At 73.6% G+C, this 11,288-nt stretch carries 9 protein-coding genes; 3 read left to right on the top strand and 6 right to left on the bottom strand.

Annotated features, from left to right (window positions below):
• Window positions 1-10: 10 nt before the first annotated feature.
• From ACH427_RS15475 to ACH427_RS15455, 5 genes are read right to left on the bottom strand one after another with little or no spacing between them, the layout of a single operon-like run.
• Window positions 11-919, bottom strand: a complete 909-nt coding sequence (locus ACH427_RS15475) for a dihydrodipicolinate synthase family protein (protein WP_398869962.1) — start codon at window positions 917-919, stop codon at window positions 11-13.
• Window positions 920-949: 30 nt separating this feature from the next.
• The gene (locus tag ACH427_RS15470; RefSeq protein WP_398869961.1) at window positions 950-2,386 is read right to left on the bottom strand and encodes an FAD-dependent oxidoreductase; all 1,437 of its coding nucleotides are present in this window, start codon (window positions 2,384-2,386) and stop codon (window positions 950-952) included.
• Window positions 2,367-2,681 carry a (2Fe-2S)-binding protein gene (locus ACH427_RS15465; RefSeq protein WP_398869960.1) on the bottom strand — a complete coding sequence of 105 codons (315 nt, stop codon included), beginning with the start codon at window positions 2,679-2,681 and terminating at the stop codon, window positions 2,367-2,369. Before ACH427_RS15465 ends, ACH427_RS15470 begins: the two co-directional genes overlap by 20 nt.
• 34 nt (window positions 2,682-2,715) lie before the next feature.
• Window positions 2,716-3,849: an NAD(P)/FAD-dependent oxidoreductase gene (locus tag ACH427_RS15460; protein WP_398869959.1), complete on the bottom strand. Its 1,134-nt coding sequence runs from the start codon at window positions 3,847-3,849 to the stop codon at window positions 2,716-2,718.
• 55 nt (window positions 3,850-3,904) lie between these two features.
• Complete coding sequence (locus ACH427_RS15455) at window positions 3,905-5,287, bottom strand: aminopeptidase P family protein (RefSeq protein ID WP_398869958.1); 1,383 nt, start codon at window positions 5,285-5,287, stop codon at window positions 3,905-3,907.
• Between the two features lie 282 nt (window positions 5,288-5,569).
• On the opposite strand from ACH427_RS15455, the gene ACH427_RS15450 reads away from it, so the two are divergent.
• Window positions 5,570-7,915: a collagenase gene (locus ACH427_RS15450; protein ID WP_398869957.1), complete on the top strand. Its 2,346-nt coding sequence runs from the start codon at window positions 5,570-5,572 to the stop codon at window positions 7,913-7,915.
• A 44-nt stretch (window positions 7,916-7,959) separates the two neighbouring features.
• Here the strand turns inward: ACH427_RS15450 and ACH427_RS15445 are convergent, their stop codons facing one another.
• A complete protein-coding gene (locus ACH427_RS15445; protein WP_398869956.1) occupies window positions 7,960-8,412 on the bottom strand; it encodes an Lrp/AsnC family transcriptional regulator in 453 nt (150 codons plus the stop codon).
• Between the two features lie 207 nt (window positions 8,413-8,619).
• Between ACH427_RS15445 and ACH427_RS15440 the strand changes: the two genes are divergently transcribed.
• Together ACH427_RS15440 and aspA are read left to right on the top strand one after the other, a co-directional pair.
• The gene (locus tag ACH427_RS15440) at window positions 8,620-9,621 is read left to right on the top strand and encodes an asparaginase (RefSeq protein ID WP_398869955.1); all 1,002 of its coding nucleotides are present in this window, start codon (window positions 8,620-8,622) and stop codon (window positions 9,619-9,621) included.
• Window positions 9,622-9,670: 49 nt separating this feature from the next.
• Window positions 9,671-11,122 (top strand): aspartate ammonia-lyase, encoded by a 1,452-nt coding sequence (aspA, locus tag ACH427_RS15435; RefSeq protein ID WP_398869954.1) that lies wholly within the window; start codon window positions 9,671-9,673, stop codon window positions 11,120-11,122.
• Window positions 11,123-11,288 lie beyond the last annotated feature (166 nt).

Raw genomic sequence — 11,288 nt, 5'->3', positions numbered from 1 at the left:
CGTCGGGTGGTCAGTGGTGGCCGTCGGCGACGGCCTTCTCGGTGGCGGCGCGCACCGCGGCCTCGGCCTCGCCCGTGAGTGTGAGGCGCGGGGGGCGAGTGGGGCCGCCGTGGTGGCCGACGATGTCCATGGAGAGCTTGATGGCCTGCACGAACTCGGTCCTGGAGTCCCAGCGCAGCAGGGGGTGCAGCGAACGGTAGAGGGGCAGCGCCGTCTCCAGGTCCCCGGCGACGGCCGCGTGATAGAGCTCGGCGCAGGCGGCGGGGAAGGCGTTGGGGTAGCCCGCGACCCAGCCGACGGCTCCGGCGGCGGCGAGCTCCAGGAGGACGTCGTCGGCGCCGGCCAGCAGGTCGAGTCCGGGTGCGAGTTCGGCCAGTTCGTAGGCGCGGCGGACGTCGCCGCTGAACTCCTTGACGGCCACGATGCTGCCGTCGGCGTGCAGCCGGGCCAGCAGGCCGGGGGTCAGGTCGACCTTGGTGTCGGTGGGGTTGTTGTAGGCGACGACGGGTATCCCTGCCCGCGCGACCTCGGCGTAGTGGGCGCGGACCGACCGTTCGTCGGCGCGGTAGGCGTTGGGGGGCAGCAGCAGGACGGAGCCGCAGCCGGCCTCGGCGGCCTGTTCCGCCCAGCGGCGGGCCTCTGCGCTGCCGTAGGCGGAGACGCCGGGCATCACCCGCGCCCCGTCACCGGCCGCCTCGACGGCGGTGCGCACCAGCCGGGCGCGCTCCTCGGCGGTGAGGGTCTGGTATTCGCCGAGGGAGCCGTTGGGGACGACGCCGTCGCAGCCGTTGCCGAGGAGCCCGCGGACGTGTTCGGCGTAGGCGTCGTGGTCGACGGAGAGGTCCGCGCGCAGCGGGAGCGTGGTGGCGACCATGATGCCGCGCCAGGGGCGTTCGGCGGTCCAGGAGTCCGTGGTCATGTCGGTGAACCTTTCTGCTGAGTGGCTGGGTCAGGGGGTGGCGGGCCGGTCGGCCAGGGCCCCGAGGGGCACGGGCACGGCGAGCGGGCGGCGGTCGGCCGCCGGCGGTACGGTCCCCTGCGCCGTACCGCCGGCGGCCAGGCAGGCCACGGCCGCCCCGCACATCCGGCCCTGGCACCAGCCCATGCCCGCCCGGGTGAGGAGCTTGACGGTCCTGGTGTCCCGGGCGCCGAGGCCGGTGACCGCCTCGCGGATGCTGCCCGCGGTCACTTCTTCGCAGCGGCACACCTCGGTGTCGTCGGTGAGCCAGCCGGTCCAGCCGGGGCCGGGCGCGTGTGCGGCGGCCATGGTGGCGGCGAAGGCGCGCATGCGGTCGCGGCGCCGGGCCAGGTCACGTACGCGCCGGGTGGTGGTGAGGGCGGGCAGGGCGCGCAGCCGGGCGGCCACGGCGATGCCGGCCAGTTCGCCCTCGGTGCGCGCCAGTTGCCAGCCGCCGGTGCCGCCGGTCTCCCCCGCGGCCCACAGCCCGGGCACCGAGGTCTCCTGGAGGGCGTCCAGGGCGAGGGCGTGCGTACCGTCGGGCGTGCGGCGGGTGGCACAGCCGAGGCCGGTGGCGAGTTCGGTCTGGGGCACGAGTCCGTGGCCGACGGCGAGGGCGTCGCAGGCCACGCGGCGGCCGGTGCCGGGCAGGGGCCGCCAGTCGCGGTCGAGCCGGGAGACGGTGACGGCTTCGACGCGGTCGGTGCCGTGGACTTCGGTGACCGCGCCGCGGGTGCGCAGCGGTACGCGGTGGCGCAGCAGGGCCGAGCCGTGGACGGTGGCTTCGAGGAGCTTGTGCGGGTTGGCGGCGAGGGTGAGCGGCCGGCGTGCGTAGCCGGCGTAGCCGGACGCCTCGACCACCGCGGGCACGTGGGCGCCCGCGGCCGCGAGTGAGGAGGCGACGGCGAGCAGCAGCGGACCGCTGCCGGCGACGACGACGCGGGCTCCGGGCAGGACGAGCCCGGACTTGAGCATGGCCTGGGCGCCTCCGGCGCCGACGACACCGGGCAGGGTCCAGCCGGGGAAGGGCAGTTGCCGCTCGTGGGCGCCGGTGGCGAGGAGGACCGCGCGGGCCCGTACGCGGGCGGGGGCCTCGCCGTCGGCGCCGGTGAGGGCGTGCGCGGTCCACGTGCGGTCGTCCTGCCGGGCGAGGGTCCACACGTGGTGGTGGGCGAGGTGGGTGACACCGCTCGCGTCGAGGCGGTGGCGCAGTTCGGCGAAGGCGGCCCAGTCGTGGTACGGGGCCTGCGGCCGGCCGGCGCCCAGGCCGGGGGCGGGGTGGCGGAAGAACTGGCCGCCGGTCTGCGCGGCGGCGTCCAGGAGGGCGACGGACAGGCCGAGTTCGCGGGCGGTGGCGGCTCCGGCGAGTCCGGCGGGGCCGGCGCCGATCACCGCGAGGTCGTACGGCTCAGACGGCGAGGTCGGCACGGCCGTGTCCCTCCTGGGTGGTGATCGCGTCCCCGGGCCGGGCGGGCACCAGGCAGGCGCGGCGGTTGGGTTCTCCGTTGACGGTGGCGAGGCAGTCGTAGCACTGGCCGATGCCGCAGAACGCGCCGCGCGGGCGGCCGCCGTGCCGGGTGGTGCGCCAGGCGAGGATGCCCGCGCCCCACAGCGCGGCGGCGAGGGACTGGCCGGGCAGGGCGGTGACCACGCGGCCGTCGAAGGTGATCTCGAAGGGCGGGCCGGGCTCCGCCCTGACCAGGCCGGCGGGGGTACGGGCCACTGCGGGCCTCCTTTCGGGGAGCGGCGGAAGCGGTTCAGGCGAAGCGGTCCGGGCGGAACGGGCCCGCGTCGAGCGGTGGTTGACCACCCGTGAGCAGGCGGGCGACGAGGAGGCCGGTGGCCGGGGCGAGTCCGACGCCGGCCCCCTCGTGCCCGCAGGCGTGCAGCAGCCCGGGGACATGGGGGTCGGGGCCGATGGCGGGCAGGTGGTCGGGCAGGTAGGGGCGGAATCCGGCGTACGTCCGCATGACCCGCACCCCGGCCAGCACGGGGAAGAGTGCCGTGGCCCGGGCGGCGAGGCCGCTGATCGCGTCCACCGACAGGGTGCGGTCGAAGCCGACCCGCTCGCGGCTGGCGCCGATGAGCACCGGGCCGGCCGGTGTGCCCTCGACGACGGCGGAGGTCCGCAGCGCGGCGGAGTCGCTGGCGACGTCCGAGACGTAGTCGGCGGCGTAGACCTTGTGCCGTACGAGGCGTGGCAGCGGTTCGGTGACGAGCACGAAGCCGCGGCGGGGCAGCACGGGCAGGTGGGCCCCGGCGAGCCGGGCCACCTCGCCGCCCCAGGTGCCGGCCGCGTTGACCACGCGCGGGGCGTGCAGTTCACCCGCCGCGGTGCGGACGCCCCGCACCCTTCCGTGCGCGTCGGTGAGGACGGCGGTGACCTCCTCGCCGGTGCGCACCCGGGCGCCCGAGGCGCGCAGCAGGTGGGCGGCGGCGAGGGCGGGCTGGACCTGGGCGTCCTGCGGGTAGTGGAAGCCGCCGCCGAGGGCGGGGGCGAGGTGCGGCTCCAGGTCGTGGAGCCGGTCGGCGGGGATCTCCTCGGCGGTGACGCCCGCGCCGGTCTGGGACTCGGCGAATTTCCGGAGCGCGGCCATGCCGGTGGCGTCGGAGGCGACGACGAGGCCGCCCTTGGCCTCGTACTCGACGCCCGGCGGCAGGCACTGGGCCAGCTCGCCCCACAAGCGGGCGGAGAGCAGGGCCAGTTCGAGCTCGGGGCCGGGTTCCTTGTCGGAGACCAGGAGGTTGCCCTCGCCGGATCCGGTCGTGCCGCCGGCGACGGGGCCGCGGTCGAGCACGGTGACGGAGAGGCCGGAGCGGGCGGCGTAATAGGCGCACGCGGCGCCGGTCACACCCGCTCCGACGACGATGACGTCCGTGAGGTTACTCATGGGCACATCAGTAATATTTCACATTGCACTATGCCTGCCAAGAGCTGGTCCGGACTTACCGCTCCCCCATGTCCCGCCGACCGCCGAGGAGTTCGCCCATCCACGCCTCGACCGCGTCGGGGGTGCGCGGCAGCGCCCCCGACATCAGGCGCGCCCCCTCGGCGGTGATGACCAGGTCGTCCTCGATCCGCACGCCGATGCCGCGGAGTCCGGCCGGCAGCGTCTCGTCGTCGGGCTGGAGGTAGAGGCCGGGCTCGACGGTGAGCACCTGCCCCTCCTCCAGGACGCCGTCGAGGTAGGTGTCCGCGCGCGCCTGGGCGCAGTCGTGGACGTCGAGGCCGAGCATGTGGCCGCTGCTGCACAGGGTGTACCGGCGGTGAAGGTCGCCCTCGGCGCTCTTGAGGACGCCCCATTCGGTGAGCCCTTCGGCGATGACCCGCATACAGGCCCGGTGGAAGTCACGGAAGCTCGCCCCCGGCTTCAGCGCGGCCATGCCCGCTTCCTGGGCGGCGAGGACGAGTTCGTAGACCTGCCGCTGGACGGGCGAGAAGCGGCCCGACAGTGGGAGGGTGCGGGTGATGTCGGCGGTGTAGAGGGTGTCGGTCTCCACCCCGGCGTCCAGCAGGAGGAGTTCACGGGGGTCCAGGCGGCCGTCGTTGCGGATCCAGTGCAGGACGCACGCGTGGGCTCCGGAGGCGGCGATGGTCTCGTAGCCGGTGCCGTTGCCCTCCGCGCGGGCGCGCAGGCCGAAGACGCCCTCGATCCAGCGCTCGCCGCGCGGGTGGTCCAGGGCACGCGGCAGCGCCCGTACGACGTCCTCGAACCCGGCGGCGGTGTGGTCCACGGCCAGTTGCAGCTGCTCGACCTCCCAGGCGTCCTTGACCAGGCGCAGCTCGCTCAGCGCGGTGGCGAGTCCCTCGTCGCGGGAGGCGTCGCGGCCGGGCGGCATCTTCCCCAGGGCCCCGATGTGCGCGCAGCGCATGCCGGTCACGCGCTCGGCCTCGGCGATGTCGGGGCGCCTGCCGACCCAGAACTCGCCGTAGCGGCGGTCGCGGTAGAACTCCGCGCCGGTCCGCGGGGAACGCGGCCGGACGTACAGCACAGCCTCGTGCCGGTGCGGGCCGTCCGGCTCCAGGACCAGCACGTGCCCGGCCTGCTCCTCGCCGGTCAGCCCGGTGAGCCAGGCGTACGCGCTGTGGGGGCGGAAGCGGTGGTCGCAGTCGTTGGAACGGACCGTGAGCCCGCCCGCGGGCACCACCAGCCGCTCGCCGGGGAAGCGTGCCGACAGCTTCGCCCGGCGCACCGCGGCGAGGCCGGCGACCGGCAGCCGGATGTCGCCGGACAGCGGCGTCGCGGCCCAGCCGCCCGCCATGGACTCCTGGAGCTCCGCCGGCACCGGCAGGTCATGACTCACCGTCCGAACAGCGGGTTCTTTCACGGCACTTCCTCCTGGGGCGCGAGTGGGCGGGGCACGGGAGCGACAACCCGTCAGCCGCCATCGGTCGGAGGGCGTCCCTCCACTTCATGTCCCGCGCAATCCATGGCGCCTGAGGGGTTGTCAGTAACATTTCACATTACTACGTTACACATCACGTGGCACCCGAGTGGCCCCCACCGGCCGCCCACCCGACGGCAGTTGACGCACCGCTCACGCCACCGTTCCACGCGCACACCACCTCCCCGTGCGCGCTACCCCACACCTCCCCACAGGAGCCCATCCGTGTATCGCTCCAGATCCCTGCGCGCGTCCCTGCTGACCGCCGCCATAGCGACGGCGCTCTGCGCCACCGTCGTACAGCCGGGTCACGCGGACTCCCCCAGGTCCGCCAGGCCCTCCGCCGCGGCACCGGCCGCGCGTCCGGACACCCCCACACCGAACCCCTTCGACGAGGTCACCCGCCTCGCGAAGGCCCCGCGGCCCGCGATCGCCTCACCCACCGCGCCGGACGGCCTGACCGGCGGGCGCGTACCCGGCCCCCGTACGGACAAGCCGAAGGGCGCGAAGGGCTCGGCCCCGGCCGCCCACCTCGGCGGCACCGCCGTGCCGTGCACGCTCGACGGCATCACGGGACTCACCCCCGAGCAGTTCGCCGACTTCCTCGCGGACCCCGCCGTCACCGCCGACGGATGCCTGCGGACCGTCCTGTGGAACTGGGATCAGCGGCTGGTCCCCGTCATGTCGAGGGCCCACGTCCAGGCCGTCTCCCGGCGGATCGAGAGCCTCGCCGCCGCACACGACGGGAAGAACGGCGGCCACCTGCTGGAGATGTTCACCTATCTCCACGCGGTGGCCTATCAGGACTTCTCGCACGACGAGATCGACATCACCGACGCACCGACCGTGGAGGCCATGCGCCGCGCGATCGACGGCTTCGCCGCGGCCGCCCACACCTTCGACACCACCCGCACCAACGCCGAGACACTGCGCGAGGCCCTGGACGCGGGAAGCGCGCCGGGCCTGCGCCAGCACCAACTGCCGCTGATCAAGCGCGTCCTCGCGACCATGGACGCCGCGCACCCGGCGACGGCCACGGACACCTCGTGGGGCGGCGCCGCGCTCGCCGCGCTGACCCTGAACTACCTCGGCGTCTACCCCGGCAACCACGACGACGCCTTCCACACGGCCGTCACCGCCGACACCTCCTACCGGGCCGCCTTCAAGGCGTTCGCCGGCTACACCCACCTCAAGGGGACGGCCAACGCCTGGGTGGCCCGCGACGCGGTGGGCGAATACGGGCGGATGGGCCAGATCGACGCGCTCAAGAGCGAGGTCACCAGCGCCCTCGGCGAGCTGCTGACCACCACGGCCCACACCTTCGGTGAGGGCAGCGAGCCATGGGCGAAGGTCGTCACCTGGCTGAACGAGTTCGGCGCCTGTCAGCGGTACGGGGTGTGCAAGGAAGACATCGAGCGCCGCCTCTTCCCGCACACCTACACGTACGACAACGGCGGCATCAAGGTGCGCACCGCGCTGGACCGGGCCACCGTCGACCAGCTCTACTACGCGAGCAAGCAGGTCAAGACGCAGTTCTTCCGCGTGCTCGGCACCGACCGGCCGCTGGCGGACGACACCAACACGTCGCTGAACATCGTGCTGTACGCCTCGCGCTCGGACTACGAGGTCTACCACCCGCTGCTGACGGGCATGGGCACCAACAACGGCGGCGTCTACATCGAGAAGGGCGCCACCTTCTACACGTACCAGCGCCGCGTCCCGCAGGACTCCACGCTCACGCTGGAGGAGCTGTTCCGCCACGAGTACACCCACTACCTCAACGGCCGCTGGGCGGTGCCCGGCCTCTTCGGCGAGGGTCCCTGGTTCCAGGGCGACCGCACCACCGCGATGGACGAGGGGACGGCGGAGTTCTTCGACGGCGCCACCCGCGACGAAGGCATCAAGGTCCGCAAGTCACTGGTGCAGAGCGTCATCAACGACACCGCCGGCGGCAAGCCGCGCATGACCGTGGACCAGCTGCTGCACGCGCAGTACGAAAGGGACGGCTTCCGCTTCTACTCCTACGCGGGCACGTTCTTCGAGTTCCTGTGGGCCGAGCACCCCTCACTGCTGCGCGAGATGTACGGCTACGAGCGGGCGAACGACCCGGCCGGCTTCGACGCCTGGCGCGACCGGACCGGCCGGGACAGCGGCCTCCAGAGCGCGTACGACACCTTCCTCGACCAGCAGATCGCGAAGGTGGACGACCTGTACGTGCCCAGCACCACCTTCACGCCCGTGGACCGGCTCCAGGACTCCTCGGCCGCCGAGGCCCGCTCGTCCTTCGCCGCCACCACCGGCGCGGCGCCCGACTGCTCGGCGGCGGGGTCGCCCGACCGGCCGCGGTTCGTCTGCACGGGCCGCGTCACCGCGAACCTGAGGGACCCCGGCAGCGCCGACCTGGTCTTCAAGGACATGTCCGGGACGGTCGACTACTTCCTCCTCGACCGCGCGAAGGCGGGCGACAACAACCTCGCCGACATGAACTGCTCCTTCGGCGAGGTCGACCTCTGGTCCGACCGCCCCGCGGGAACGGCGGACTACAGCTGCGAGGGCCCGCTGCGCGGCTGACGTGCCCGGGCCCCGCGACCGTGCCACGGGGGCGGTCGCGGGGCTCAGCCGACCGGCAGGCCCCGCGGCTCCTTGACCCGCTTCATGATGATCTGCGAGTTGACCTCGGTGATGCCCGACAGCGTGGTGAGGCGCTCGATCCACAGCCGCTCGTAGGCGGTGATGTCGGCGACCGCGATGCGCAGCAGACAGCCGGGGCTGCCGAAGAGGCGGTACGCCTCGATGACATCGGGAATGTCCTGGAGCGCCGCCTCGAACGCCTCGACCGCCTCCCGGTCGCGCCTGACCTCGACGGAGACGAGCACCTCGAAACTCCTCCCGACGGCCTCGGGGTCGATGACCGCGCGGTAGCCCTGGATGACCCCGTCCTGTTCGAGCTGGCGGACGCGGCGCATGCACGGGGAGGAGGTGAGGCCCACCCGCTGGGCCAGCTCCTGGATGGTCAGCCGGCCGTCCTCCTGGAGCTCACGCAAGATATTTCTGTCGATCTCGTCCACGGCGCAATTATCCACCACACTCTCCCGGCCCGCCCGCCCGAATCGGCGACCCGATTGCGCGCGATTCGTCCTATGGTTGCTCCCGCCCCGAGCGTCGCACCAACCGACGTACGGGAGCGTGACCGCGGTGGACGGCACACGGCGGTATCCGCCCTGCGACGTGTCGCCCCGCGAGGCAGTGATCATCGGCAGAGGGAGCGGGCAGACATGGGACAGGTCGTCGTCATCAGCACCGGCGGGACGATCGCCAGCCGCTGGCAGGGGGCCGGTTTCGCCGCCGAGGCCGGGGGCGCGGACGTGCTGGCCACGGCCGCCGTGCCCGAGGGCGTGACCGTGCGGGTCGTCGACCTGATGAGCGTGAACAGCGCCCGGCTCACCACCGCCCACCAGCTGACGCTGCTGCGCACCGTGCGCGAGGTGCTGGCCGACCCGGGCGTGGACGGCATCGTCGTCACGCACGGCACGGACACACTGGAGGAGTCCGCCTTCCTGCTCGACCTCCACCACGACGACCCCCGTCCGGTGGTCTTCACCGGCGCCCAGCGCCCGCTCGAGGACCCGGACGGCGACGGACCGCGCAATCTCCACGACGCGCTGCTGACGGCGGCCTCGGTGCGGGACCTCGGCGTCCTCATAGTCTTCGACGGCCAGGTGCACGCCGCGCGCGGCACCGTGAAGGTGCAGACGCTGGCGGCGAACGCGTTCGCCGACCCCTCCGGCAGCCGCGTCGCCGACGTGGGCGCCGACGGCGTCCTCGTCCACCGGCGCCCCGAGCGCCCGGCGCCGCTCCCCCTGCCGTCGGCCGACGGGCCGCTGCCCCGGATCGACGTCGTCATGCACCACTGCGACGCGGACACACTGTTCCTCGACACCGCTGTCCGGGCGGGCGCCCAGGGCATCGTGCTGGTGGCGACCGGAGCGGGCAACGCCACCCCCGAGATCAGCGCCGCCGTCGAAGCGGCGGCCGCCCGCGGTGTGCTCGTCGCCGTCACCACGCGCGTGTCCACCGGTCCGGTCGCGGAGATCTACACCCACGGCGGCGCGGTGGACCTCGCCGCCGCCGGAGCGGTGCTGACCGGCACCCTGCGCGGCGGCCAGGCACGGATCGCCGTGCTCGCCGCGGCCCTCGCCTCCACCGACCCGGCGGAGCGCGTCCGCACGCTGCGCCATGTGCTCGGCACGCCGCCCGTGGCCGCCGCGCAGGTCTGACTTCCCCCTTCCTCCCGCTCTCTCCCCCACGCACCCTGATCGGATTCCCATGTCGGCACCCGTTCCCGCCCCCGCCTCGCCCCTCGACCGCGCCGAGTTCCGCACCGAGCACGACCTGCTCGGCGACAGGGACGTCCCCGCGGCCGCGTACTACGGCGTCCACACCCTGCGGGCCGTGGAGAACTTCCCCGTCACCGGCACCCCGATCGCCGCCTACCCCGACCTCGTCGTCGCCCTGGCCTGTGTCAAGCAGGCCGCCGCGCAGGCCAACCGCGACCTCGGGCTGCTCGACGGACGCAAGGCGGACGCCATCGTGCGGGCCTGCGAGGAGATCCGCGCCGGGCGGCTGCACGACCAGTTCGTCGTCGACGTCATCCAGGGCGGCGCCGGCACGTCCACCAACATGAACGCCAACGAGGTCGTCGCCAACCGGGCGCTGGAGATCCTCGGCCACGCGAAGGGCGACTACCACCGCCTCCACCCGCTGGAGGACGTCAACGCCGGGCAGAGCACCAACGACGTCTACCCCACCGCCGTCGGCCTCTCCCTCCAGCTCGCCGCCGACCGTCTGCTCGATGCCATGGAGGTGCTGCGGCGGGCGTTCGGGGCCAAGGCCGAGGAGTTCGCGGACGTCCTCAAGATGGGCCGCACGCAGCTCCAGGACGCGGTGCCCATGACGCTCGGCCAGGAGTTCGCCACATACGCCGTCATGCTGGCCGAGGACCGGGCGCGCCTGGAGGAGGCCCGTGCGCTGCTGCGCGAGATCAACCTCGGCGGCACCGCCATCGGGACCGGCCTCAACTCCCACCCGGAGTACGCCGAGGCGGCCTGCGCCCACCTCGGCGCGATCACCGGCATCCCGCTCACCGTGGCGGGCGACCTCGTCGAGGCCACCCAGGACGTGGGCGCGTTCGTCCAGCTCTCCGGCGTCCTCAAGCGGATCGCCGTCAAGCTCTCCAAGACCTGCAACGACCTGCGCCTGCTCTCCTGCGGCCCCCGCGCGGGCCTGGCCGAGATCAACCTGCCGCCCGTGCAGGCGGGTTCGAGCATCATGCCCGGCAAGGTGAACCCGGTGATCCCCGAGGTGGTCAACCAGATCGCCTTCGAGGTCATCGGCAACGACGTGACCGTCACCTTCGCTGCCGAGGCCGGCCAGCTCCAGCTCAACGCCTTCGAACCGGTCATCGCGCACAGCCTGCTCAAGAGCCTCACACACCTGCGGGCGGGCTGCCTGACGCTGGCCGAGCGGTGTGTGGACGGCATCACCGCCAACCGCGAGCACCTGGCGCGGCTCATCGGCCAGTCGATCGGCCTGGCCACCGCGCTCAACCCGCACATCGGCTACGAACAGGCCACCGCGGTCGCCCAGGAGGCCCTGACCACCGGTGCCTCCGTGCAGGACCTCGTCCTGGCCAAGGGCCTGCTCACCCCCGAGCGGCTCGAGCAGATCCTCCACCCGGACAGCCTCGCCCGCCCGCACGCCCGGGCCACCGCGTCCTGAACACCGGCCGCCCCGGCCCCACTCCCCCCACATCAGCACCACCACCTGAAGCAGAAGGAAGTACCACCCCGATGGCAACGGCGCCAAGCGTCTCGTACTCGATGACGGTCCGGCTGGAGGTCCCCGCGAGCGGGACCGCGGTCAGCCAGCTCACCACGGCCGTGGA

This window comes from Streptomyces sp. NPDC020379, from assembly GCF_044387105.1.
Taxonomy (GTDB): domain Bacteria; phylum Actinomycetota; class Actinomycetes; order Streptomycetales; family Streptomycetaceae; genus Streptomyces.
The sequence above is the reverse complement of the archived record's forward strand: the minus strand, read 5'-3'. Positions and strand labels throughout refer to the sequence as shown.

Excerpts from the sequence above, each read along its gene's own strand:
- aspA (WP_398869954.1), top strand. The coding sequence starts at position 9,671 with ATGTCGGCACCCGTTCCCGCCCCCGCCTCGCCCCTCGACCGCGCCGAG.
- ACH427_RS15475 (WP_398869962.1), bottom strand. The coding sequence starts at position 919 with ATGACCACGGACTCCTGGACCGCCGAACGCCCCTGGCGCGGCATCATG.
- ACH427_RS15460 (WP_398869959.1), bottom strand. The coding sequence starts at position 3,849 with ATGAGTAACCTCACGGACGTCATCGTCGTCGGAGCGGGTGTGACCGGC.
- ACH427_RS15440 (WP_398869955.1), top strand. The coding sequence starts at position 8,620 with ATGGGACAGGTCGTCGTCATCAGCACCGGCGGGACGATCGCCAGCCGC.